This window comes from Bradyrhizobium sp. USDA 376 (assembly GCF_054063675.1).
On the sequence record NZ_JBSSGN010000001.1, the window covers coordinates 8,468,829 to 8,492,491 of the forward strand.

The following is a 23,663-nucleotide window of genomic DNA, read 5'->3' on the forward strand; positions in this document are numbered from 1 at the left end:
CTGCTCGCATTCCTCTTAGCGTCTGCTCCCCCAGCGACGGCCTTCGACCGGGAACGATCGACGCGACCGGCCACTACGCCTGGGACGATTGCGACGGCTACGTAAACTGGAATGCAACGGTGGCAACGACACCGTTACCGTAACTACAATGGCGCCTTATACTTGCTCTCGAGCGGGTCGGTATTAACGGGCGCCGGCGGCGCAATTGCAATTACCCCACCCGGACGGTCATCATAGCGCCGCAGCCTGCGCTCACCACGGCGACCTCAACGACACCGTAGCTCTTCTTCAGTACAGAGAGAGGAAAACCGATGCGCAATCGCGATGCGCAGGTGCGCGAACTATTCAATCATGTGCGCCAAGCAGTAGATCTCCTTGAGGACATAATGCTTTGTCCCCCTCTACGGGAAGTCCAACAGAACCAGGAGACCCGGCCGTCACCGCTACCGGCCCCTGAGTTGCCGCAGAAGATGGCTTACTCGATCAAAGAAGTGCTGGAGCTTTGCGCTATCAGTCGCGCCTCGCTATACGCGGAAATCGGCAAGGGAATCGAAGAAATCAAGGTTGCGGGCCGCTCGCCGTTAGAACTAGTCAGCCATCTCGTACGGCTTCCTGCGGATGAAACGGGAATTGCGGCAGCCGAAACGGTGCTCCGTTTGCGTCAGAAGATGATGGATAAAGGCGGCGACGCCTTGCTATTTGCATTCGCCGAACGCGGCACGGATCGCTCTGAAATACTTCGGCTATATCGAGAACACTTAGGTGGCGGCATGCCTCTAGCCGACGCTAGTTCTCTCGTCGGACCGGCCGCGCAGAGTCACGGCTTCAGATCCAATGAATTTGTGGTGTACCCGGCTCACGGCGTTGGGCAGATCCTCGCTATTGAAGAACAAGAGATTGCCGGTGCCAAACTCGAGCTTTTCGTGATCAACTTCGTCAAAGACAAAATGACCTTGCGCGTGCCGACTGCAAAGATTGCCAACGTTGGGATGCGTAAGCTGTCCGATCCGACCTTGATCAATCGGGCACAGCTTGTGCTCGGCTCCAAACCTCACGTTCCCAAAGGCGATTGGTCTCGAATCGCTCAAGAGTACGACGCAAAAATCAACTCTGGAGACATCATTGCCCTCGCGGAAGTGGCTCGGGATCTGTACCGGCCAGCAATAAATCCGGGTCAGTCATATGCTGAGCGCCAGCTTTACGACGCTGCGGTTGATCGGCTTGCCCGAGAAATTTCAGTGGTCCATCGCATCACCGAGGCTGAAGCTGTCCGAGACATTGAGTCCATCCTCATTGCGAGGCCGCGCCAGTGGTCCGCGATATAGCAAACAGCCTCACCGACAAAATTACTCTGGGGCCATGGATCCCACGCTAGCAATTTCAACGGTCGCCCTTGAGGGCGCACCCTAGGACGCGCTCAGTAGAAAGACGCCCTTGACGTGGAAACCTGCATAGTCTGTGCGAACGCGGGTGTTTTGTGACTTTACGACCGGCCGTGTACGTATCGACTATCCATGGCGGATTGTCCGCCTTTTCGTCGTAGCACTTGAGAGGATCAGGTGAGCCCAGAGCGTCAGCTCCGCTTCCCGCCGATGCGAATTTGCGGCCGGAGGATGAACTTGTCCTTCCCTTCATATCTGCGGCGGGAGTTGCCAACTAGCCGGTCTCTCTCGGCGCACAGCTCGTCGACCTTGCTCGACATCCGCGCCAACAACTCTTCCGCAGACTTCGTACTTCGATCGGCCAACTATGGAAAATCAAAGGGTACGCTGGATCTGGTAGCGGGGCAAGGACTCGAACCCCAACCCCCAGGATTATGATTCCTCTGCTCTCTTAATTTTCCTTCTGGGGCGAGCGGACGGGCGTGCACTCTTCTTCAGAACGTCTCGCCGGAGACAAATTTGCCTCGTTTCAATTCCCGCGGTCACTATTGGGAGCTTCTGAAGCGCCTCAAGCATCTGATGCAGCTTAGCCGTACTTGCGTATCGTTCTTCTGTAATGTTCTCGCCGCCATGCCCAAGAATATCGGCTCTCAGTTCAGAGACGACACCCGCGTGCTTCAGATCTGCCCCGCCTGCCTTCCTGAATGAATGAAAAACCTTGCGTTCTTCGGCGGCTTTTGGGACCGCAGCATCTTGAACCTTGATCCAGTCACCATAGAAGACATCACCCAAGGGTGTGCGATCACTTGCCGCGCGAAGCTCAGGGAACAGCAGCTTGTAGCCAAGAGCTTTAATCTCCGCGTGGTAGCGGAGAAATCCGAGGCGGGCTACTTCGCCGATCAGCGGAATTTTCCGCTTTGACTGCGGGTTCTTCAACGTTCGATGTTCGTTTGGACGAATAAAGATGTAGTGGATGCCATCCTCCTCCAGCACATCTTCAACATCGAGCCCGCAGAGTTCCTCTCGGCGCCCTAACGTATATCTTGCAAGGTAAGGCACGATCGACAGAGCGTCGTGATAAATCATTGCCCCCGGGACCAGCCGATTTTCGAGATTTTGGCATCCTGTCCACGGCGGCTGGCGGAAAATCGCAGCGAGATCTTCAGGAGAAAATGGATTGCGCTCGTCGCGAGCCCGGCCCTTTTTCTTAGACAACAGTTTTGAAACACCAGAAAACTCGGGAATCTTGTGACCGCACGCTTCGATGTAGACGAGGACCTCCTGAAGCTGCGTAAGGTGGCGATTAAGCGTACCCGACTCGCGCCCGACCTCATTTTCCGGCAGCGTTTTCGCTCGTTCGAGCCAGACTGCTAGAGGAATGTTCCGGTCATTCTGGCCCTTGCCGTAGGTTCGCGGCAGAGCGAGCAGGAGCGAACGATATTCCGCAACGCGGCTCTGGGCGAGCGAGCGCACATGATCATTGCCGATCATCTCGACAAAGGTCGCGACAAGGGAGCGAACTTGTCGCTGGGTCTTGCTATTCCACTCTCCAAGCTTGGCCTTTTCGTTGATGAGTTTTTCGGCCAGTTCGGTAATTGAAGCCTCCTGATGAGCGGAGGCCAGAGCTAAAGGAACATCGCCCCGCGGCGTCGGTACCGTTACAGTCTCTTTTGCGCCCGATGTTGTAGGATGCTCCCGCGGAACTTGGTCGGCGTCTACTATCGCAATCGAAGCGTTCTCATTGGCCGACAGAAGCTGTTCGACCAGCTTGTCGTCTTCTCGATACTCGCCTGACCATCGCCGGTCGACCGACAGCAAGGCCGCGGCCTGTCCGCGGTAATAGATCCGCTCGGCCTGCTGGATATCGCCCTGTCCCTGGGGCGCTCCGCAACCTTCCAACAACGCGATGAGTTTCTGGCGCGGAAAACCGCCGCGCGAACTCTTCCGCAGGAGATCGAGCGTCCAATCGACCTCTTCGATTTCCTCCTCGGTCAAGCCGTTGGTGGTTAGGAAGCCGCGTTCGGCCGGGCCGACCCTTGCCGCGATGCCTTGGGACGCCTGGAGGCGCCTAACCCAACCCATGACGCGATCGGATGCGCGACCATCCTCCGCCGCGATGCCGTCGGCCGTTTCCAATATTGCCAGCCGATCGAGCTTCGCCAGGTGAGCGCGCGCAACGGACTCCAACATCGATCGAACCTGTACAGGCGATAGCACGTCCCTTCCCTCCTGGCGCAAGATGCCATCACTCGCCACGGCCAGATGGGCAGCAATGGTACGCGCCTTGGAAAGGTCACGCGTTCTCAAGCTGATCGCAACCGGCGTGAGTTCTCCCTCCCCGGTTTTCTTGAGAAGCCGTCGCCGCCACCAGTAGACGGCCCCGCGTCGGAAGACATACTGAATCACGCGCACACACTGATCTCCTGTGCTACAGGCGCGTGATACAGTCGTCGATCGCCTCCCCAGCCGATGCCGGGAGGTCGAATCTTCTCAATGGGTTAGGCATTTACTGGCTGGGGCGGGAGGGATCGAACCTCCGAATGGCGGAATCAAAATCCGCTGCCTTACCGCTTGGCTACGCCCCAACAGGCGACCTCGGGACGGCGGAAGAACCGGCTACCGCAGATTCCCTTGGGTCGCAGCCGGTCTATAGGGTGCGGCACCGCATTTCAACCGCCTGGAGGGGCAAAATACCACAGCCCCCGGGATCGGCGGCGACACACTCTATTATAATTATAGAACCCGGGCGGAGGCCCTGTTCCGGAGCCGATCCGTCCGGCGTCCCGGCAGTTGAGACTGCCGGCTTTTCATGGAATACCGCGGCCAAGACCAGTCCCCGGGGAGTGAACCATGACCTACCGCGCGCCGATCTCTGACATGCTGCTGTCGCTCAACCATGGCGCCGGCCTGAAGGCGGCGGTGGACGCCGGCCATTACGGTGATTTCGACGCCGACATTGCGGCCGCCGTGCTGGAGGAAGCCGGCAAGTTCGCAACCGACGTGCTGGCGCCGCTCAACAAGATCGGCGACGAGCACGGCATCAAGCTGGATGCCGGCAAGGTCACGACTGCACCGGGCTGGCCCGATGCCTACAAGCGCTGGACCGAGGGCGGCTGGAACGCGGTGTCGGGGCCTGAGGACTTCGGCGGCCAGGGCCTGCCGATGGCGATCAACGCCGCCTGCACCGAGATCTGGAGCGCGGCCAACGTCGCCTTCGGCCTCTGCCCGCTGCTGACGGCCTCGGCGATCGAGGCGCTGGATGCCCATGGCAGCGACGAGCTGAAGAAAATCTATCTCGAAAAGCTCGTCTCGGGCGAATGGACCGGCACGATGCAGCTGACCGAGCCGCAGGCCGGCTCCGACGTCGGCGCGCTGCGCACCCGCGCCGAAAAGCAGGCCGACGGCACCTACCGCATCAAGGGGACGAAGATCTTCATCACCTATGGCGAGCACGACATGACCGACAACATCGTGCATTTCGTGCTGGCACGCCTGCCCGACGCGCCCGCGGGCACCAAGGGGATTTCGCTCTTTCTCGTGCCGAAATTCATGGTCGATGACGACGGCTCGCTGGGACAGCGCAACGACATCTTCGCCAGCGGCGTCGAGCACAAGCTCGGCATGCATGCCTCGCCGACCTGCACCATGACCATGGGCGATCATGGCGGCGCCATCGGTTTCCTGATCGGCGAAGAGAACCAGGGCATGCGCTGCATGTTCACGATGATGAACCAGGCGCGGCTCGGCGTCGGCCTGGAGGGCGTCGGCGTCGCCGACCGCGCCTATCAGCAGGCGCTCGCCTATGCGCAGGAGCGCAAGCAGGGCCGCGCCATCGGCAAGAAGGGCGAAGGCTCGGACGCGATCTTCGTGCATCCCGACGTCAAGCGCATGCTGATGCGGATGCGGGCGCAGACCGCCGCCGCGCGCACCATCTGCTACGCCACCGCGGTCGCGCTCGACGTCTCCATCCGCGCGAGGGATCCGAAGGTGCGCGCCGATGCGGCCGCACGCGCGGCGCTGCTGACGCCGATGGCCAAGGGCTATTCCACCGACATCGGCAACGAGGTCGCCTATCTCGGCGTGCAGGTGCATGGCGGCATGGGCTTCATCGAGGAGACGGGCGCGGCCCAGCATTATCGCGACGCGCGCATCACCGCGATCTACGAGGGCACCAACGGCATCCAGGCGATCGACCTCGTGACGCGCAAGCTCGCGGCCAATGGCGGCGCCACCGTGTGGGCGTTGCTCGACGAGCTCCTGGCCACCGTCAAACAGGTCGAAGCCTCCAACGATCCCGCTTTCGGCACCACCGGCACCAAGCTGCGCGAGGCGCTGGAGGCTTTGAGGCGCACCAGCAAATGGCTTCTGGAGCGCGTCGCCTCGGCGCCGAACGAGGCGCTGGCCGGCGCAACACCGTATCTGCAACAGTTCGGCGCCACGCTCGGCGGCTGCATGCTCGCCTCCGAGGCGCTCGCCGCGAAAGCCGACGGCAATACGGACGCCGCGCGCTACGTCTCGCTCGCGCGTTTCTTCGCCGAGAACATCACCGTGCAGGCCGGCGCGCTCGAGCGCACCGTGACGGAGAGCGCGGAGTCGGTCGCGGCGGCGGACGCGGTGTTGCTGTAGCTGGAAGGCACTCGCCACACACTCGGTGTCGTCCCGGCCTAGTGCGCAATTGCGCACGGGGGCCGGGACCCATAACCACAAGCAGTCGTTTGACGAAGATTCGTAGTTGAGCGGTCTTCCTGCGGCACTGCGATCGAGACTCCATCGATAGATCACGCGGTATGGGTCCCGGCCCCCGTGCGCAATTGCGCACTAGGTGTGGAGCCTCAAGAGGTTGTCCTCGGTCAAACCGAGCCTGCTGATCGGCGTTTGAGATTTTATACCACCGTGGGGCCGGTGCCAGTTGTATTGGTGCAGCCAGAACGGCAGCTCTTGGGCGCGCCGATCTGATGTTGGATAGGCTTTGGCATAAGCCCATTCGCGAAGCGCGGTTTGGATGAAGCGCTCGGCCTTGCCGTTTGTTCTGGGTGTATAGGGCTTGGTGCGAATATGCTTGATGCCGAGGTCCCGGCAAGCGTCGCGGAAGGCGAAGGACTGGTAGCAACTGCCATTGTCGGTCATGACGCGCGTGACGGTGACGCCGAGGCTTTTGTAATAAGCCACAGCCGCCTTGAGAAAAGGAACAGCACTGTCCGCGGTCTCGTCGGGCTTGATCTCGGAGAACGCGACGCGGGAATGGTCGTCAATGCAGACGTGGACGAAATCCCAACCAGCGCCACGGCTCTTGTTCGGACCACTCGGATCGCCGGTGATGCGGTGGCCCACACGCTCGAAACGCCCGAGCTTTTTGATGTCGATGTGGAGCATCTCGCCGGGCGTCTCGCGCTCATAGCGGCGCTCCGGTTCGGCCGGCTCCAGGTCGCGTATCCGGTTTAATCCCAAACGGCGCAGGATGCGGCTGACGGTGGCCGGTGACACCTCGACCTCGGCAGCGATCTGTTTGCCGGTGTGGCGCTGCCGGCGCAACGCCTCCACAGCGGTGCACGTGGCGACCGGGGTTTGGCTTGGCGATGAAAGGGGCCTGGAGGAGCGATCACGCAATCCCTCCACACCTTCCGCGCGGAACCGCTTGACCCATTTGGCGACCGTCTTCGGCGTCGTATTGAACAGGTCGGCCGCGCCAGCTTGGCTCAGCCCGCCTTGCACCACGCTTCGGACCATCGCCTCTCGACCTTTGGGCGTCAAAGGCGCATTCTTGTGCACGTTCATCTGGTCTCTCCTTGGAACACTGAAGCTTCGCAACCTCAGCTTCCTCGGTTCAGACCAGATGGACAACCTCCTGAGAGACCACAACTAGGCCGGGACGACAGCGGAATATTTGGCGCGCACTTCGCCAACTCTCAACTTTCGGACATACCTCGCTGCGCCCCGCTCTTCCCCGGCCGCCACAGCACGATTCCCGCCGCCACGAGATCCAGCACAACGCACATCGCAAACGCCGTCGTGTAGCTCCCCGTAAAACTCCGCACGAGGCCGACGATGCCCGGGCCGAAGGCGCTGACGACGCCGCTGATCGAGGTGCCCAATCCCATCGCGGCGGCAAAGGCGGCGGAGCCGAGCTCGCGCTGGATGATCAGGGGCGGGAACGTGATCATGTTGCCGATCGAGAAGCCGTAGACGGCGCAACACGCCAGCAGCACGGTCGGGCTCGTGCTCTGGAGAAGCACGAAGAGCGCGGCCGCCTGGCTCGTCATCGACGCCGCGCAGGCGAGCCGCGGATCGAGCCGGTCGACGAACAGGCCGAGTGACAGGCGCCCGACCACCGCCATTGCCGCCATGATGGTCACGGCAAAACCCGCGCTGGCACGCCCGATCAGCGGTTCGAGGAACGTCACCTGGTGGATGATGAATCCCATCTGCGCCAGCAGCGCGATCGCGATCGGCAGCACCATGGTCCAGAACGCCGCATTGGCGAGCAGCGCCTTGCGCGAATGGGCCGGCGCGGCTGTGCCGGCACCGGACGGTCGTCCCCCCGATGCCAACGACGTTCCCCCGGGCCAGCCGATGAAGCCGACGACCACGGGCAGCACCAGCACCACCATCACGATCGTTGCCCCCAGCATCGCCGAACGGAAGCCTATGCTGCCGGTCAAGGACAGCAGCAGCGGAACGAGGATGATGCCGCCGCAGGTCGCGCCGTTGAATGCGAGGCTGAGCGCGAGGCCGCGGCGCCGGTCGAACCAGGAATTCAGCACGGTTGCGATCACCACGGTGCCCATCCCGGTCCAGCCGACCGACATCAGCGCATAGGCGAGATAAAGCTGCCAGGGCGTCTGCATCAGCGCCAGCAGCACGGTCGAGGCGCCCAGCGCGGAAAGCCCGCACAGGATCAGCGAGCGCAGCCCGATGCGGTTGAGCAGATCGTCGGTGAAAATGACGAGGACGGAGGTCAGGAGAAACGAGAAGGTGCTGGCCGCGGAGACCAGCGTGCCCGGCCAGCCATGGGCGCGCTGGAGCTCGGCGAGATAGACGCCCTGGCCATAGAGGCCGAAGCCGAACATGAAGAAGGCCATCAGGAAGCAGGCCAGCACGACGCGCCAGCCGCGATAGGACAGCGAAGATTCGTCAACGCTTGTTGCGGCAATCATCAATCGCGCAATCGATCAAAGGAAACGACATGAGATAATCGTGCCCTACAACCACCGGTTTTTCAAATGAAACATTGTAGCCATTTGTTGCATTGCGCAACTGCCTGTGCGAAGCGATACAACCGGTATGATGCGGTGCGGTTCCCGGACGGAAGAGAGTCATGACAGCGGTGTCATCCGCCGGGCTCACGGGATCGCTCTCGAAAAGGTGGAGCGGGCGGATTGGCACGCCAGCAAGATGATGTAGGCTGACGCTTGCGAGACTCGCCAAATGCAAGCGTCGCGGCGACCGCAGGGGGTGTTATGCCGAACGGCAATATCGTCGTCACCGAAGAGCGTGGAACGCGCGTGATCACGCTGCGCCGCCCCGGCAAGAAGAACGCGATCACGCAGGACATGTATCGGGAGATGAGCCGGGCGATCGACACCGCGCAGAACAATCCCGATATCCGCTGCATGATCATCACCGGCGGCTCCGGCGTGTTCACCGCAGGCGACGATATCGACGATTTTCTCCATGCCGACGCAGCGCGGCCGGAGACGCTGTCGGACGGCGCCAAGTTTCTCTATTCGCTCGCCCTCAACACCAAGCCGATCATCGCCGCCGTTGACGGTGCGTCGATCGGCATGGGCACCGTGATGCTGTTTCATTGCGACTACGTGCTCGCCTCGACAGCCGCGACGTTCTCCGCGCCCTACATCCATCTCGGGCTCGTGCCGGTCGGCGCGGCCAGCCTCCTGATGCCGAATACGATGGGGTACCAGCGCGCCTTCGCGATGCTGGTGATGGGGCGGACCTTCACCGCTGCGCAAGCGGAAGCCGCCGGCTTCGTCAACAGCGTGGTCTCGCCGGGACACACCGAGATCGAGGCGCGCAAGGTGGCGCGCGAGATCTGCCGGCTGCCGGCCGAGGCGGTCGCGACCTCGCGCAAACTGCTGCGCGCCCCGCCGGAGGAATTGACCCGCCGCATCGATCGGGAGGCCCATCTGTTCGGCGAACGGTTGAAATCGGACGATGCGATCGCTGCGTTCAACGCCTTTGCGAACAGGAAGAAGCGATGAGGTAAGGACGCGGCTTCCACCCTCCCCTGGAGGGCAGGGCTATCGCATATGAAGATGCGTGGCGGATAGCTCGCCCGCAGCGGATCCTTCGAGACGCCCGCCGATGGCGGGCCCTCAGGATGAGGGCGGAGTGCGCGGCAGCAATTTCAACGGGGGCAATGCTGCTTAGCCTCATCCTGAGGAGACCGCGGAGCGGTCGTCTCGAAGGACGAGGCGCTTGCTCTGGCCGTCACCAAGAAGCCATCTGCGATAGCCCTGCCCTGGAGGGGGAGGGTCGCTCGCGCGAAGCGCGAGCGGGGTGGGGTGAGCCACGCGAAGACTCTCACCGACGCCTCCAGAGAATCCGCAAACCTCTCCAGCACCTTCTGCAAGGATAGTCTGTCACCCCGCCCCGGTTCGCATTCCATGCGAACCGACCCGCCCCCTCAAGGGGCGGGTGGGAGCTTGCGGCACGCGCGTGCTTCAACAAAAGGCTTCGTGAAATCTTCGCGCGAAACGACTAGTCTCGTTCCATGCAATACCGATCCATCCTTGCCGCACTCGCGCTGACCTGCGCCCTCCCCGCCTCTGCCCAGACCGCCGCACCTGTCGAGCTGCGCATTCTCGCGATCAACGATTTTCACGGCAATCTGCGGCCGCCGCCGGGCGGCATCCGCATCAATGATCCCGAAGACAAGACCAGGAAGGTGATGGTCGCGGCCGGCGGCGCCGAGTACTTGGCGACGCTGGTCAAGCAGCTGCGCGAAGGGCACAAGAACACGATCTTCGTTGCCGCCGGCGATTTGATCGGGGCGAGCCCGTTCCTGTCGGCGATGTTTCACGACGAGCCCTCGATCGAGTCGCTCTCGATGATGGGGCTTGCGATCACCTCTGTCGGCAACCACGAATTCGACGAAGGCAAGACCGAGCTCTTGCGCATGCAGAACGGCGGCTGCCATCCGCTCGACGGCTGCCAGGGGCCGCACCCCTTCACCGGCGCCAAATTCCACTATCTCGCGGCCTCCACAATCGAGACCGCGACCGGCAAGAGCGTGCTGCCGCCTTACGAGATCAGGGAGTTCGACGGCATCCCTGTCGCCTTCATCGGACTGACCCTGAAGGAGACCTCAGGCATCGTCTCGCCGTCAGGCATCGCAGGGCTCGAATTCCGCGACGAGGCCGAGACGGTGAACGCGCTGGTGCCGCAGCTGAAGGCGCGCGGCGTCGAGGCGATCGTGGTGCTGATCCATCAGGGCGGCGAGCCCGCAGGCGATTACAACGAATGCCCTGCGATTGCGGGGCCGATCGTCGATATCGTGAAAAAGTTCGACCGCGCGGTCGACGTCGTCGTCAGCGGCCATACCCATCGCGCCTATGTCTGCGATATCGACGGGCGGCTCGTCACCAGCGGCGACAAATACGGCACGCTGGTCACGGCGATCGACCTCAAGCTCGACCCGGCAACGCGCGACATCGTCGGTGCCAGGGCCGAGAACGTCATCGTCGCCAATGCCTCGCTCGCGAAGGACCCCGACCAGACCGCATTGATCGACGCCTATGACAAGCTTTCGGCGCCGATCGCCAACCGGCCGGCCGGATCGGTGACGCAGACGCTGTCGCGCGTTCCGAACGAGGCCGGCGAAAGCGCGCTCGGCGATGTCATCGCGGATGCGCAGCTCGCTGCGACCAGGGACGCCAGGGATGGCGGCGCCGTCATCGCGCTCACCAATCCCGGCGGCATCCGCACCGATATCGTCCCGAAGGAGAACGGCGCGATAACGTTCGGCGATGTCTTCGCCAGCCAGCCGTTTCGCAACCGTCTCGTCACCATGACGCTCACGGGCAGCCAGCTCAAGGACATGCTGGAACAACAATGGCTCGATCCGAAGCGGCCGCGGATCCTGCAGGTGTCGAACGGGTTCAGCTATACCTGGGACAGCTCGAAGCCGTTCGGCGAGCGCGTGATGGCAGAGAAGATGACGCTCAACGGCAGGCCAATCGAGCAGGCCAGCGGCTACCGCGTCACCCTCAACGATTATCTCGCCGTCGGCGGCGACGGATTCACGGTCGCCAAGCAGGGCTCGGCGCCGCAATATGGCGGCTACGACGCCGACGCGCTGTTCGCCTTCTTTCGGGCGCACGGGCCGATCGGCCCGCTGCCTCCGACTCGCATCCTGCGCGTGAATTGATCCGAATCAAACGGGCCGGAACGGGACAACCCTTTGCCATTCCCGTCCAAGCGCATAGATAGATTGGGTTTGGCATTGCGTTTTGGCGCCGGATGCGTCAAGCGACGTCAAGAGCCACATCCCATGAGGCCGACCTGATGAGCACGCTTCTCCTGTCCCACAAGGCATGCCTCGACCACGTCACGCCGCCGGGACACCCCGAACGACCGGACCGCCTGCGCGCGGTGGAGGAAGCGCTGTCGCACGAGCGTTTCCAGTTTCTCGTTCGCGACCAGGCGCCGGAAGGCGATCTCGACCTCGTCACGCTCTGCCACAACGAGCACTACGTCACCGAGCTGCGCCACATCGCGCCGACCAGCGGCCAGGTCTATATCGACGGCGACACCTCGATGTCCCCGGGCACGTGGGAGGCGGTGATGCGCGGCGTCGGCGGCGCGGTCGCCGCGACCGAAGCCGTGATGGCAGGCGAGCACCGCAACGCTTTCGTCGCGGTGCGCCCGCCGGGCCATCACGCCGAGATCGGCAAGCCGATGGGCTTCTGCTTCTTCGACAACGTCGCGATCGCCGCGCGCCATGCGCAGCGCAAATACGGCATCAAGCGCGCGGCCATCGTCGATTTCGACGTGCACCACGGCAACGGCACGCAGGACATCTTCTGGTCGGACCCGACCGTGATGTACTGCTCGACGCATCAGATGCCGCTGTTTCCGGGCACCGGCGCGAAGAGCGAACGCGGTGACCACGACACCATCGTCAACGCGCCGCTGGCGTCAGAAGACGGCGGCCCTGAGTTCCGCTCCGCGTTCGAGAATTTGATCCTGCCGCAGCTCGAAAAATTCAGCCCCGAGCTGCTCATCATCTCGGCGGGCTTCGATGCGCATTACCGCGACCCGCTGGCTTCGCTGAACCTGCGCGCGGAGGATTATGCCTGGGTCACGCGCAAGCTGATGGATCTCGCCGACAAGACTGCTGGAGGCCGCGTTGTCTCGGTGCTCGAGGGCGGCTATGACCTGCAAGGACTGAAAGAATCTGTTACGGCGCATGTCGGCGCCCTGATGGGCGCCTGACGGACCCGCCACATTAAGCCCGCAAAACCCGCCTTCACTGCAAGGCATGCGAATCGGGCAATCGGAAACGGATATGGCCGAAAATACCCAAGTCGACGTCTCCAGGCTCACCTTCGAGCGCGCGATCGAGGAACTCGAAACGATCGTGAAGCGGCTCGAGGACGGCAAGGTGCCGCTTGAGGAATCCGTGACGATCTACGAGCGCGGCGAGGCCCTGAAGCGCCGCTGCGAGGAACTCTTGCGCCAGGCCGAGGCCCGCGTCGACAAGATCACCACCGATGCCAGCGGCCAGCCCACCGGAACCGCACCGCTCGACGTCCAGTAGGGCCGACGATCATGCCCCCGTTCCGGGCATCTGAAGCCTGCATTTTTTCATGATTGCACGCCGCTGATTCCCTCACGCGGCGGACCGACCCCGGACAAGGGATCAGGGAACTCGCTCTCCGAGGGGCTGCTCGGCCCTTCGAATCCGCCCAAAAGCCCTCGCGCGCGCCAAAAAAATACCGCCGCGGAACCGGGCAAGGCTGGAACCTCGCCGCGGGCGCCAGATTAACCACTCTGGCCCGGGGGTTGCACGTGCATGCCCGTAATCGGCCCAGCGGGTTGGCTTTGGCCCAAGCTTTGGTGTAAAGCTGCGCGGAGTGTGGCTTTTTGTAAGCCTTGCGTGGGCACCGATTACCAACGACAAGCGCTTCAAACTGCTAATGAAATTGGCTGGGACGGACGAAGCCGATCTGAGTGACAGGGATCACAGAGACTGAACCGGAGCGCACTTAAGCTCACCTAAGCTTGAAGACGGGGCCTTGCCCCATGCAGGTGGCTCCGACGGTTTAAGGACTCGCGCTGCGCCGATATTGTGCAAACCCATCGCGCACCGGAACGAACTTCCGGCGCTGACAAATTGGAAATCGCCGTGAACGCATACAGTAAGACGCCGCTTCTCGACACCATCCAGACGCCGGAAGACCTGCGCAAGCTCAAGATCGAGCAGGTTCGCCAGGTCGCTGACGAGCTGCGGCAGGAGACCATCGATGCCGTCTCGGTGACCGGCGGTCACTTCGGCGCGGGCCTCGGCGTGGTCGAGCTCACCACCGCGATCCACTACGTCTTCGATACGCCGCGCGACCGCCTGATCTGGGACGTCGGCCACCAGGCCTATCCGCACAAGATCCTCACCGGCCGGCGCGACCGCATTCGCACGCTGCGCACCGGCGGCGGCCTGTCCGGCTTCACCAAGCGCAGCGAGAGCGACTACGATCCGTTCGGCGCGGCGCATTCCTCGACCTCGATCTCCGCCGGCCTCGGCATGGCCGTGGCGCGCGACCTCTCCGGCGGCAAGAACAACGTTATCGCCGTGATCGGTGACGGCGCGATGTCGGCGGGCATGGCCTATGAGGCCATGAACAATGCCGGTGCGATGAACTCGCGCCTGATCGTCATCCTCAACGACAACGACATGTCGATCGCGCCGCCGGTCGGCGCCATGAGCGCCTATCTGTCGCGGCTCTACTCCGGCAAGACCTATCGCACGCTGCGCGAGGCGGCCAAGCAGATCAACAAGCGCCTGCCCAAGATCATCGCCAACCGTGCCAACCGCGTCGAGGAATATTCGCGCGGCTTCATGATGGACGGCGGCACGCTGTTCGAGGAACTCGGCTTCTATTACGTCGGCCCGATCGACGGCCATAACCTCGATCATCTCCTGCCCGTGCTGAAGAACGTGCGCGACATGGAGGAAGGCCCGATCCTGGTCCACGTCGTGACCCAGAAGGGCAAGGGTTACGGTCCGGCGGAAGCTTCCGCCGACAAGTACCATGCCGTCGTCAAGTTCGACGTCGCGACCGGCACGCAGGCGAAAGCCAAGCCGAATGCGCCGGCCTACCAGAACGTGTTCGGCGCGAGCCTCGTCAAGGAAGCGCAGAAGGACGACAAGATCGTCGCCATCACCGCGGCGATGCCGTCGGGCACCGGCGTCGACATCTTCAACAAGGCGTTCCCGGACCGCACCTTCGACGTCGGCATCGCCGAGCAGCACGCGGTGACGTTTGCCGCCGGTCTTGCCAGCGAAGGCTACAAGCCGTTCTGCGCGATCTACTCGACCTTCCTGCAGCGCGGCTACGACCAGATCGTGCATGACGTCGCGATCCAGAACCTGCCCGTCCGCTTCGCCATCGACCGTGCCGGCCTCGTCGGCGCCGACGGTGCGACCCATGCCGGCTCGTTCGACAACGCTTATCTCGGCTGTCTGCCCAACATGGTGATCATGGCGGCGGCGGACGAAGCCGAGCTGGTGCACATGGTGGCGACCCAGGTCGCGATCGACGACCGTCCGAGCTCGCTGCGCTATCCCCGCGGCGAAGGCCGCGGCATCGAGATGCCCGAAGTCGGCATTCCGCTCGAGATCGGCAAGGGCCGCGTGATCCGCCAGGGCAACAAGATCGCCCTGCTCTCGTTCGGCACCCGCCTCGCCGAGTGCGAGAAGGCGGCCGACGAGCTCGCCGCGCACGGCCTTTCGACCACGATTGCGGACGCGCGCTTCATGAAGCCGCTCGACACCGAGCTGGTGCTCAAGCTCGCCCGCGACCACGAGATCCTGATCACGATCGAGGAAGGCTCGGTCGGCGGCTTCGGCTCGCACGTCGCGCAGTTCCTGACCGACCAGGGTGTGCTCGACACCGGCATGGTCAAGTTCCGCTCGATGGTGCTCCCCGACGTGTTCCAGGACCACGACACGCCCGCCGCGATGTACGGCCGCGCCGGTCTCGACGCCAAGGGCATCGTCGCCAAGGTGTTCGAAGCGCTCGGCAAGGACGTGAAGGCCGAAACGGTCAAGCTGGCTTGATGGGTCTCACCTCTCCCGCTTGCGGGAGAGGCAAAGGCCGCCTTCGGCGGCCGTATCCGAAAACGCCGAGGCGAAGCCTCGGCTACGTCGCGAAGCGATCCGGGTGAGGGCTTTCTCCTCCAGGGAGTTCTCGCTCGCGGAGACACCCTCTCCCCATCCCTCCCCCGCAGGCGGGGGAGGGAGCGCAGTTTTCGCTGCGGTCCGCAGCTCGCCTGATTTCGAACGGTTCCCATGAAGATCTATCTGGCAGGCCCCGACGTGTTCCTGCCGGATGCCGTCGAGATCGGCCGGCGCAAGGCTGCGATCTGCGCGGCGCACGGGCTCACCGGCCTTTATCCCCTCGAGAACGCCATCGACCTTGCGGCGCCCGACGCCTCGCGGCAGATCTTCTGCGGCAACGAGGCCATGATGGATGCGGCCGATGCCATCATCGCCAACCTCACCCCGTTCCGCGGCGCCGGCGCCGATCCCGGCACCGTCTATGAGCTTGGCTATATGGCCGGCCGCCGCAAGTTTTGTCTCGCCTATTCCAACGACGGCGCCGCCTATGCCGACCGCATCAGTCGCTTCATGGACGTCACCTCCGAGGACGGGCGGCTGGTCGATGCCCAGGGGCTGACGGTCGAGGACTTTGGCCTCGTCGACAACCTCATGATGATCCACGCGCTGGAGCTGCACGGCTGCCCGCTGGTGACGCCGGCCACGATGCCGATCGACGTCTGGCACGATCTTGCCGCGTTCGAGACTTGCGTCCGGATGGCAGCCGCGCGATTGATTGCACCATAGCGCGTCAATCGTCCCAAGAATCGTCTCATGAGAGCGTGATGTCCCCTCCCCGCAAGCGCGCGGATGTATTGCTGGTCGAGCGCGGCCTGTTCGAGAGCCGGGCACGGGCGCGCGCGGCGATCGAGGCCGGCCTCGTCACCGCCGACGACAAGCAGGTTTCAAAACCGTCGGAGACGATCGCCGAGGACGCGGTGATCCAGGCTGAGCCCGCGCACCCCTACGTCTCGCGCGGCGGCGTCAAGCTTGCCGGCGCGCTGGAGCGCTACCCGATCGAGATCGAGGATCATGTCTGCCTCGACGTTGGCGCCTCCACCGGCGGTTTCACCGAAGTGCTGCTGGCCAACGGCGCGAGCCTCGTATTTGCGGTCGATGTCGGCACCAGCCAGCTGCATCCCTCGCTGCGCGGTCATCCCAAGATCGTGTCGATGGAGGAGACCGACATCCGCGCCTATGACGGCAAGCGGCTGCCGGCGCGGCCCGATATCGTCGTCATCGACGTCAGCTTCATCTCGCTCAAGAGCGTGCTGCCGGTGGCGCTGTCGCTGGCGGCGGCACCGATGAGCCTGCTGGCGCTGATCAAGCCGCAATTCGAGGCTGACAGGAAGCACAACAAGAAGGGCATCATCCGCGACGCCGCCGTGCATCAGGAGATCTGCGACGACATCGCGGCATTTGCAGCCTCCCTCGGCTGCACCGACATCGAGGTGTTCCCCTCGTCGATCACCGGCGGCGACGGCAACATCGAATTCTTCCTGGGCGCGCGCCGTGGTTGAGCGCTTGACGATCGACCATGTCGGCCATCGCGGCGACGGCGTCTCGCTCGCGACGGGCGATGCGATCTATGTGCCGTACACGCTTGGCGGCGAGACCGTCGAGGTCGATCACGTCGCGGGACACCATCCCGACCGCCGCAAGCTGCTGGCGGTCGATGTCGCCAGCCCCGAGCGCATCGAGCCGTTCTGTCCGTATTTCGGCATCTGCGGCGGCTGCGCCATCCAGCACTGGGCAGCGGAGCCGTATCATGCCTGGAAGCGCGGCATCGTGGTCGAGACGCTGGCGCAGGCCGGCATCGATTGCGAGGTGGCGCCGCTGGTCGATGCCCATGGTGTGGGGCGCAGGCGCGTCACGCTGCATGGCCGCTTCGGCACGCATGACGTCCTCAAGGTCGGCTTCTCGGCGACGAGCTCGCACGACGTGATCCCGATCCACCGCTGCCCGATCCTCGACCCCGCACTCGAGGGCGCGCTCGATGCCGCCTGGGCTATCGCAGAGCCGCTGACGTCGAAGATGCCGGTGACCAAGCCGCTCGACATCCAGGTCACCGCCACCATCAACGGCCTCGACGTCGACGTGCGCGGCTCCGGCCCGCTGCCGACGCCGCTCGTCACGACATTGTCGCGCGTCGCCGAGCAGCATCGCCTGGCGCGGCTGACGCGGCATGGCGAGCTGGTGCTGCAGCGCCTCGCGCCGACCTTACGGATGGGCCGCGCCGAGGTGACGCTGCCGCCGGGCTCGTTCCTGCAAGCCACCGTCGCGGGCGAAGAGACGCTGGCCGCGCTGGTCACCGAGCGCGTCGGCAAGGCCAGGGAGGTGCTCGACCTCTTCTGCGGCGTCGGACCGTTTGCTTTGCGGCTCGCCGAGAAGGCGCGCGTCACCGCCTATGACAGCGATGCCGGCGCGATCGCAGCGCTCGCAAAGGCAGCGCGCACGCCGGGGCTCAAACCGATCAAAGCCGAGCCGCGCGACCTGTTCCGCCGCCCCCTGGTGCCGCAGGAGCTGCGCGACTTCGACGCCGTGGTGTTCGATCCCCCGCGCCAGGGCGCGCAGGCACAGGCGCTGAAGCTTGCCGCGAGCAAGGTGCCGGTGGTAGTCGCCGTGTCCTGCAACGTCGCGACCTTCGCCCGCGACGCGCGGCTCCTGATCGACGGCGGCTACAGGATCGAAACCGTGGTGCCGGTCGACCAGTTCCGCCACACGCCGCATGTCGAGCTGGTGGCGCGGTTTGCGCGGTAGCTGCAAGCCCCGTGGGACGGCCGACAGCGGGCGCCTCGCCAAATTGATCCGGTGCCGATCCGAGCCTTGATACCGGTCAACCGCCCGAGCTTCCGCTTGCGCTAGAAGCGTCGTGCGAAAGGACCGCGGAGCGGATGATGGCGATCGACCGGCGACAACTCATGACCACCGCGCTCGGACTTTCCGCGGCGGCAATCACCGCCCGCCCCTCGGCTGCGGCGACGACGACCTATGAGGAAACGGTACGAGCGTCGCGAGCACCGCTGCAACCGGCGCCGCGGGTCCGCGAACTCGTGCGTTTTGCCGCGCTCGCCGCCAACAGCCACAACACCCAGCCCTGGATCTTCTCCACCCGCGGCAATGAAATCGTGATTGCGCCCGACTTCGCGCGCCGCTGTCCGGTGGTCGATCCGGACGATCACCACCTTTTCGTCAGCCTCGGCTGCGCCGTCGAGAACCTCGTCCTCGCGGCATCAGCGCTCGGCTGGCGGGCGAACCCGATGGTCGACGGTAACACGGTCCGGATCCCGCTGGAGCAAGCGCCCCCCGAAACGTCGGCGCTGGTCAACGCGATTCCCCTCAGGCAGTGCACCCGTGCAGCCTTCGACGGCAAGCCGGTGGCGCCTGACATGCTGCGCCGGCTCGAGAACGCCTGTCGGGAGCCGAACGTCTCGGCAATCCTGATCACCGAACGCGCCGCCATCGCCGCTGTCACCGACTACGTGCTCGAAGGCAATGCCGCGCAAATGCGCGACAAGGCCTTCATGAGCGAGCTCGTAAGCTGGATGCGCTTCAACGAAGCGGATGCGGTCGCGACCATGGACGGGTTGTTCTCGCGGGCCTCGGGAAACCCGTCCCTGCCGGCATGGATCGCGCGACCGCTGCTCAGGTTCTTCTTCACCGAAAGTGGCGAGAACGGGAAATACCGCGCCGCGCTCGACAGCTCCGCGGGTGTCGTCGTGCTTGCGGCCGATCGTAGCGACACGTCGCACTGGATTGCGGCCGGCCGTGCCTGCCAGCGGTTCGCCCTGCAGGCGACCGCGCTCGGGCTCAAATATTCCTTCGTCAACCAGCCGGTCGAGGTGGCGACACTACGGCCGCAGTTCGCAGCCTCGCTCGGACTCGGCGAGCGGCGACCCGATATCGTGATGCGCTTCGGAGCCGGGCCGGATCTGCCGAAATCGCTCCGCCGCGCCCCGGAACTGGTGATGCGGCCGACGCAATAGTCTCCTAGCGCCGCAGCCCGCTCAGCGCCGGTGACTCGCCGGGCAGCATGTTCGACCTGATATCGCTGTCCATTCGGCCCGAGTCCTGCTGGGTGAACCCGGCCCCGAACGACAGGCTGAGGTTGGAGGTCGGCTTGAACTCGACGCCGGCAAATGCGCTGTATCCCGGTGCGGCGCCAGAGGTCAGCGGCGCGATCGAGCTGCCGATGCCGTTGCCATATTTCAGCGTGTCGAAACCGGCAAAAAACGTGACGGGCATGCCGCCCGCGGTCTTGGTGTTGTAGCCGAACTGCGTGCTGTCATAGGACAGCGCGCTGAAATTGCCGGCGAGACCGGTCTGGCTGAGGCCGCTCCAATTGAGGTTGCCACGCTGGCTGCCGACGAAGAAGCCGTTCGCAAAACTGGAATGCCCGCCTGCGTCGGCGGCATTGAAGCTCGGAAAATTGCCGTAGGTGTCGGAGCTCTGGCCATCGCTGCCGCCATAGCCGAAGGCCCCGCCCGGGATCCAATATCTCAGGGGTGCGACTTGCGCATGAGCCGGGGCTCCGCAGAAGCAGAGCACGGCGAAGAGAGTTGCGAGCGCACGAGAAGAAGCAAGGCCTGGCATTCGGGAGACCGTCAAAAAGTTTGTAAATTATACGCCCGGGAGCGTGCGAATACCAGCGACGCTGGTGCCAGTGATGCGGCGTCCTGTTCCCGATCACCTCTTCCTGACGCGTTGAACCTCATCCGCGTCGGATTGACCCATTTAAGGGACGCGCGCAAGCTCGCGCCCGCGCTTTGATTGCGCAGACCTTTGAAAATGCCCGTCATTGCATGGAGGCTATCATGGAGGTCAATTCCGACAGGTTGAATGCCTTTATGGGCAAGATGATCACCGAGGTGGGGGCGGCGATGAACGCCTCGCTGGTCCTGCTGGGCGACAAGCTCGGTCTCTACCGTGCCCTCGCCGCCAAGGGACCCATGAACTCCGCCGAGCTCGCCAGCGCCACGGGGACGACGGAGCGTTATGTCCGCGAATGGCTCTCGAGCCAGGCGGCATCCGGCTACGTCGAATATGATACCGCTTCAGGAAAGTTCTCGATGCTGCCCGAGCAGGCGATGGCGCTTGCCGACCAGGATAGCCCGGTGTTCCTCGGCGCGGTCGGCAACGTCATTGCCGCGGCGTTTCTCGACGAGCCGAAGGTCACGGACGCGTTCAAAACCGGCAAGGGTGTCGGCTGGAATCGGCGCAGCGAGTGCCTGTTCTGCGGCACCGCCCGCTTCTTCCGCACCGGCTACATGCATCATCTGGTGCAGGAGTGGCTGCCGGCGCTCGACGGCGTGGTGGACAAGCTGAAGCGCGGCGCCAAGGTCGCCGATGTCGGCTGCGGCCACGGCGTCTCGACACGGCTGATGGCGGAAGCCTTCCCGAACTCGCGCTTCTACGGCTTCGACTATCACGAGGGCTCGATCGAGGCGGCGCGGAAGGGAGCCAACGAGGCAAAGCTGGGCGACCGGGTCTCCTTCGCGGTGCACTCGGCCAAGAGCTATCCCGCCGAAGGCTACGACCTCGTCTGCTTCTTCGATTGCCTGCACGACATGGGCGATCCCGTCGGCGCCATCAGCCACGTGCGCGAGACCATGGCCAAGGACGGCACCTGCATGCTGGTCGAGCCGTTCGCAGGCGATCGCCTCGAAGACAATCTCAATCCGGTCGGCCGCGTCTACTATGCGGCCTCGACCATGATCTGCACGCCGGCCTCGCTCGACCAGGAGGTGGGCCTGGCGCTCGGTGCGCAGGCGGGCGAAGCGCGGCTGCGCAAGGTCGCGCGCGAAGGCGGCCTGTCGCGCTTCCGCCGCGCCGCCGAGACGCCATTCAATCTGATCCTGGAGGCACGGATCTGATTCAACGCCGGGCGCGCGCGGCCGACGATGTCAGGCCGCGGCGTCCGTCCCCATGCCGAATGTCAGCTGATTGCCGTCGCCATCGAGGACGTCGAAGTCGCGCATGCCGTAGTCACGGTCCTCCGGATGGTTGAGCAACCTGGCGCCGCGCGCCGACACTTCGGCATAGAGCTTGTCGACGTCCCGGACGAAGATGCAGAGACCGCCATGTCCGGGCAATCGTTTCGTCCTGCTTGCCGCGAGCAAATGCAGGCCGACCTCGTCGCGGCAGAGGCAGGCATAGGACGGCGGCTGGCCGTATTCGAAGGTAACCTCGAAGCCGAGAACATCGCGGTAGTAGGCGAGGCTGGCTGCAATGTCGGAGACGACGAAGACGGTGGCGGCGCCGGCCATCATCGGGTGTTCGTCGGTCATCGGCCTTCTCCATCGCGAGCAATCTCCGGGGCGCAGTCTAGCATGCATTCCCGAGCCCTTGTACGGCGCGTCCCGCAACGTAAGCTGGCCACCGAACAAGGCGGCGCGAGTCCGCCGGAATGGGAGGATGACGATGAAATATCTTGGCCTGGCACTGGCCGCGCTGTTCACCGTGCCGATATCGGGAGCCGGCCATACCGCCGAGCCGACCCGCTTCGTGCCGCTGAAGGCGGAGGAGCTGACCTCGCCGCAGAAGGAATGGGCGGATGCGATCGCGGCCGGCCTTGATCCTGCGGTCGCCAAGGACATCGCCAACGGCGTGCGGCCGCAGACGATGAAGGACGACGAAGCCGCGCTCTACGAGCTCGCGATGGCGCTGTATCGCGACAAGAAGGTGTCCGACGAGGTCTACCGCGCCGCGCAGCAAAAATTCGGCGAGCGCGGCATCATGGATATCATCGGCCTGATCGGCTATTACGACCTGGTCTCGATGACGCTGATCACGATGCAGGCCGAAGCGCCGAACGACAGCGTGCCCCCGCTGCCGCCGCTGGCGGCGAAATAGTTGCCCCGGCGAAATTCTATCACCGTCACCCTGAGGTGGCCGCTTCTTCAGCGGCCCTCGAAGGGCGACGGCCCGGCTGCATCGGGGCCGTGCATCCTTCGAGGCCCCCCATGGGACGCGTTGCGTCCCATGGCTCGCACCTCAGGATGACGGATTTATGGGCGCGTCCGTAATACGTACTTGAAGACTTGGAGACCCCGGTGACACCAGACACCCCCGTCGCTTACGAACGCGTCGGCAACATCGCCCGCATCACGCTGTGCCGGCCGCCCGTCAACGCGCTGAGCCTCGATGTCATCCGTGCGGTGGTGACGGCACTCCGCCGCGCTGCCGACGATGCGGATGCGCGCGTTGTCGTGCTGGCGAGCGCCATCGCAAAACGCTTTTCGGCGGGCCTCGACCTCGACATCCTGCTGGGCAAGTCAGGCGCCCAGATCCGCGAATTCCTCCAGGCGCTCTACATCGATCTTTACGACGCCCAATACGGGCTCGGAAAGCCGTCGATCGCCGCGGTCGGCGGCGCGGCGCGCGGCGGCGGCATGACCATGGCGGTGTCATGCGACGTGGTGCTGGCCTCCGAAAGCGCGACGTTCGGCTATCCCGAGATCGATGTCGGCGTCATCCCCGCCATTCACTATGCCCATCTGCCGCGCATCGTCGGACGCCACCGTGCTTTCGAGCTGCTGTTCACCGGCCGCGTCTTCAGCGCGGCGGAGGCGCGCGAGCTCGGCGTGGTGAACCGCGTCGTCGCCGATGCCGAGCTCGAGGCGGAAACCGAGAGGCTCGCGGCGCAGTTCGCGACGAAATCGGCCGCGGTGCTGCGAATGGGGCGCGCCGCCTTCATGCGGCAGATCGATCTCGACTACCGGCGCAGCATCGCCAGCGCCGTGGACGATTTCTGCAACGTCGCGACGTCGGACGAGGCGCAGGAGGGCCTGCGGGCCTTCGTGGAGAAGCGGGCGCCGAAATGGTAGAGGACTGTCCGCCGTCCGAGGCGCGTGCTCCTAAAGCGCGATGAGATTGGGATGAATCGTCATCGCGCTTTAGGTTGTTGTTTACGCATGATCTTTCCGGAAAACCGCTTCGCACTTTTCCGG

General features: G+C 64.1%; 20 protein-coding genes and 1 tRNA gene. 14 read left to right on the top strand and 7 right to left on the bottom strand.

Features of this window, described 5'->3' with window-relative positions:
- Positions 1-311: 311 nt before the first annotated feature.
- The gene (locus ACVJ19_RS39825; RefSeq protein ID WP_453954505.1) at positions 312-1,325 is read left to right on the top strand and encodes a CarD family transcriptional regulator; all 1,014 of its coding nucleotides are present in this window, start codon (positions 312-314) and stop codon (positions 1,323-1,325) included.
- Positions 1,326-1,814: 489 nt separating this feature from the next.
- Here the strand turns inward: ACVJ19_RS39825 and ACVJ19_RS39830 are convergent, their stop codons facing one another.
- Together ACVJ19_RS39830 and ACVJ19_RS39835 are read right to left on the bottom strand one after the other, a co-directional pair.
- Positions 1,815-3,794 carry a hypothetical protein gene (locus tag ACVJ19_RS39830; RefSeq protein ID WP_453954506.1) on the bottom strand — a complete coding sequence of 660 codons (1,980 nt, stop codon included), beginning with the start codon at positions 3,792-3,794 and terminating at the stop codon, positions 1,815-1,817.
- A 98-nt stretch (positions 3,795-3,892) separates the two neighbouring features.
- Positions 3,893-3,967 (bottom strand) — tRNA-Gln (locus ACVJ19_RS39835).
- Positions 3,968-4,232: 265 nt separating this feature from the next.
- Here ACVJ19_RS39835 and ACVJ19_RS39840 point away from each other — a divergent pair.
- A complete protein-coding gene (locus ACVJ19_RS39840; RefSeq protein WP_453954507.1) occupies positions 4,233-6,008 on the top strand; it encodes an acyl-CoA dehydrogenase in 1,776 nt (591 codons plus the stop codon).
- Positions 6,009-6,200: 192 nt separating this feature from the next.
- Here the strand turns inward: ACVJ19_RS39840 and ACVJ19_RS39845 are convergent, their stop codons facing one another.
- The 3 genes from ACVJ19_RS39845 to ACVJ19_RS39855 form a co-directional block, all read right to left on the bottom strand.
- Positions 6,201-7,157 (bottom strand): IS481 family transposase, encoded by a 957-nt coding sequence (locus ACVJ19_RS39845; RefSeq protein WP_453948050.1) that lies wholly within the window; start codon positions 7,155-7,157, stop codon positions 6,201-6,203.
- 131 nt (positions 7,158-7,288) lie between these two features.
- Positions 7,289-8,536, bottom strand: a complete 1,248-nt coding sequence (locus ACVJ19_RS39850; protein ID WP_453954508.1) for an MFS transporter — start codon at positions 8,534-8,536, stop codon at positions 7,289-7,291.
- Positions 8,514-8,726 (bottom strand): hypothetical protein, encoded by a 213-nt coding sequence (locus ACVJ19_RS39855; protein WP_453954510.1) that lies wholly within the window; start codon positions 8,724-8,726, stop codon positions 8,514-8,516. The genes ACVJ19_RS39850 and ACVJ19_RS39855 overlap by 23 nt, the downstream gene beginning before the upstream one ends.
- A gap of 113 nt (positions 8,727-8,839) precedes the next feature.
- Here ACVJ19_RS39855 and ACVJ19_RS39860 point away from each other — a divergent pair, with 113 nt between their 5' ends.
- The 9 genes from ACVJ19_RS39860 (at position 8,840) to ACVJ19_RS39900 (ending at position 19,700) form a co-directional block, all read left to right on the top strand.
- Positions 8,840-9,598, top strand: a complete 759-nt coding sequence (locus ACVJ19_RS39860) for an enoyl-CoA hydratase-related protein (protein WP_453954511.1) — start codon at positions 8,840-8,842, stop codon at positions 9,596-9,598.
- Positions 9,599-10,110: 512 nt separating this feature from the next.
- Positions 10,111-11,766 (top strand): bifunctional metallophosphatase/5'-nucleotidase, encoded by a 1,656-nt coding sequence (locus tag ACVJ19_RS39865; RefSeq protein ID WP_453954513.1) that lies wholly within the window; start codon positions 10,111-10,113, stop codon positions 11,764-11,766.
- A 137-nt stretch (positions 11,767-11,903) separates the two neighbouring features.
- Positions 11,904-12,833 (top strand): histone deacetylase family protein, encoded by a 930-nt coding sequence (locus ACVJ19_RS39870; protein WP_211409783.1) that lies wholly within the window; start codon positions 11,904-11,906, stop codon positions 12,831-12,833.
- A gap of 73 nt (positions 12,834-12,906) precedes the next feature.
- Positions 12,907-13,158, top strand: coding sequence for an exodeoxyribonuclease VII small subunit (locus ACVJ19_RS39875; RefSeq protein WP_061021206.1), 252 nt, complete (start codon positions 12,907-12,909; stop codon positions 13,156-13,158).
- 588 nt (positions 13,159-13,746) lie between these two features.
- A complete protein-coding gene (dxs, locus tag ACVJ19_RS39880) occupies positions 13,747-15,675 on the top strand; it encodes a 1-deoxy-D-xylulose-5-phosphate synthase (RefSeq protein WP_453954515.1) in 1,929 nt (642 codons plus the stop codon).
- 231 nt (positions 15,676-15,906) lie between these two features.
- Complete coding sequence (locus ACVJ19_RS39885) at positions 15,907-16,461, top strand: nucleoside 2-deoxyribosyltransferase (RefSeq protein ID WP_453954516.1); 555 nt, start codon at positions 15,907-15,909, stop codon at positions 16,459-16,461.
- Between the two features lie 38 nt (positions 16,462-16,499).
- Positions 16,500-17,234 (top strand): TlyA family RNA methyltransferase, encoded by a 735-nt coding sequence (locus ACVJ19_RS39890; protein WP_453954517.1) that lies wholly within the window; start codon positions 16,500-16,502, stop codon positions 17,232-17,234.
- On the top strand, positions 17,227-18,474 hold the full coding sequence (locus tag ACVJ19_RS39895) for a class I SAM-dependent RNA methyltransferase (protein ID WP_453954519.1): 1,248 nt from the start codon (positions 17,227-17,229) through the stop codon (positions 18,472-18,474). The genes ACVJ19_RS39890 and ACVJ19_RS39895 overlap by 8 nt, the downstream gene beginning before the upstream one ends.
- A gap of 161 nt (positions 18,475-18,635) precedes the next feature.
- Positions 18,636-19,700 carry an Acg family FMN-binding oxidoreductase gene (locus ACVJ19_RS39900; protein ID WP_453954520.1) on the top strand — a complete coding sequence of 355 codons (1,065 nt, stop codon included), beginning with the start codon at positions 18,636-18,638 and terminating at the stop codon, positions 19,698-19,700.
- A gap of 4 nt (positions 19,701-19,704) precedes the next feature.
- Here ACVJ19_RS39900 and ACVJ19_RS39905 read toward each other — a convergent pair whose 3' ends face one another.
- The gene (locus tag ACVJ19_RS39905) at positions 19,705-20,307 is read right to left on the bottom strand and encodes a hypothetical protein (RefSeq protein WP_453954521.1); all 603 of its coding nucleotides are present in this window, start codon (positions 20,305-20,307) and stop codon (positions 19,705-19,707) included.
- Positions 20,308-20,528: 221 nt separating this feature from the next.
- On the opposite strand from ACVJ19_RS39905, the gene ACVJ19_RS39910 reads away from it, so the two are divergent.
- Positions 20,529-21,587: a class I SAM-dependent methyltransferase gene (locus tag ACVJ19_RS39910; RefSeq protein WP_453954522.1), complete on the top strand. Its 1,059-nt coding sequence runs from the start codon at positions 20,529-20,531 to the stop codon at positions 21,585-21,587.
- A gap of 30 nt (positions 21,588-21,617) precedes the next feature.
- On the opposite strand, the gene ACVJ19_RS39915 is transcribed toward ACVJ19_RS39910, so the two are convergent.
- Positions 21,618-22,001: a bleomycin resistance protein gene (locus ACVJ19_RS39915; protein ID WP_453954523.1), complete on the bottom strand. Its 384-nt coding sequence runs from the start codon at positions 21,999-22,001 to the stop codon at positions 21,618-21,620.
- 133 nt (positions 22,002-22,134) lie between these two features.
- Here ACVJ19_RS39915 and ACVJ19_RS39920 point away from each other — a divergent pair, with 133 nt between their 5' ends.
- Positions 22,135-22,566 carry a hypothetical protein gene (locus ACVJ19_RS39920; protein WP_453954525.1) on the top strand — a complete coding sequence of 144 codons (432 nt, stop codon included), beginning with the start codon at positions 22,135-22,137 and terminating at the stop codon, positions 22,564-22,566.
- Between the two features lie 200 nt (positions 22,567-22,766).
- On the top strand, positions 22,767-23,540 hold the full coding sequence (locus tag ACVJ19_RS39925; protein WP_453954526.1) for an enoyl-CoA hydratase/isomerase family protein: 774 nt from the start codon (positions 22,767-22,769) through the stop codon (positions 23,538-23,540).
- Positions 23,541-23,663: the final 123 nt, after the last annotated feature.

What these genes read in the sequence shown, in the direction of transcription:
- ACVJ19_RS39845 (WP_453948050.1), bottom strand. Translation starts at nt 7,157, where the DNA reads ATGAACGTGCACAAGAATGCGCCTTTGACGCCCAAAGGTCGAGAGGCG.
- ACVJ19_RS39890 (WP_453954517.1), top strand. Translation starts at nt 16,500, where the DNA reads ATGTCCCCTCCCCGCAAGCGCGCGGATGTATTGCTGGTCGAGCGCGGC.
- ACVJ19_RS39860 (WP_453954511.1), top strand. Translation starts at nt 8,840, where the DNA reads ATGCCGAACGGCAATATCGTCGTCACCGAAGAGCGTGGAACGCGCGTG.
- ACVJ19_RS39920 (WP_453954525.1), top strand. Translation starts at nt 22,135, where the DNA reads ATGAAATATCTTGGCCTGGCACTGGCCGCGCTGTTCACCGTGCCGATA.
- ACVJ19_RS39905 (WP_453954521.1), bottom strand. Translation starts at nt 20,307, where the DNA reads ATGCCAGGCCTTGCTTCTTCTCGTGCGCTCGCAACTCTCTTCGCCGTG.
- ACVJ19_RS39840 (WP_453954507.1), top strand. Translation starts at nt 4,233, where the DNA reads ATGACCTACCGCGCGCCGATCTCTGACATGCTGCTGTCGCTCAACCAT.
- ACVJ19_RS39900 (WP_453954520.1), top strand. Translation starts at nt 18,636, where the DNA reads ATGACCACCGCGCTCGGACTTTCCGCGGCGGCAATCACCGCCCGCCCC.
- ACVJ19_RS39865 (WP_453954513.1), top strand. Translation starts at nt 10,111, where the DNA reads ATGCAATACCGATCCATCCTTGCCGCACTCGCGCTGACCTGCGCCCTC.
- ACVJ19_RS39885 (WP_453954516.1), top strand. Translation starts at nt 15,907, where the DNA reads ATGAAGATCTATCTGGCAGGCCCCGACGTGTTCCTGCCGGATGCCGTC.
- ACVJ19_RS39910 (WP_453954522.1), top strand. Translation starts at nt 20,529, where the DNA reads ATGGAGGTCAATTCCGACAGGTTGAATGCCTTTATGGGCAAGATGATC.
- ACVJ19_RS39870 (WP_211409783.1), top strand. Translation starts at nt 11,904, where the DNA reads ATGAGCACGCTTCTCCTGTCCCACAAGGCATGCCTCGACCACGTCACG.
- ACVJ19_RS39850 (WP_453954508.1), bottom strand. Translation starts at nt 8,536, where the DNA reads ATGATTGCCGCAACAAGCGTTGACGAATCTTCGCTGTCCTATCGCGGC.
- ACVJ19_RS39915 (WP_453954523.1), bottom strand. Translation starts at nt 22,001, where the DNA reads ATGACCGACGAACACCCGATGATGGCCGGCGCCGCCACCGTCTTCGTC.
- ACVJ19_RS39875 (WP_061021206.1), top strand. Translation starts at nt 12,907, where the DNA reads ATGGCCGAAAATACCCAAGTCGACGTCTCCAGGCTCACCTTCGAGCGC.
- ACVJ19_RS39825 (WP_453954505.1), top strand. Translation starts at nt 312, where the DNA reads ATGCGCAATCGCGATGCGCAGGTGCGCGAACTATTCAATCATGTGCGC.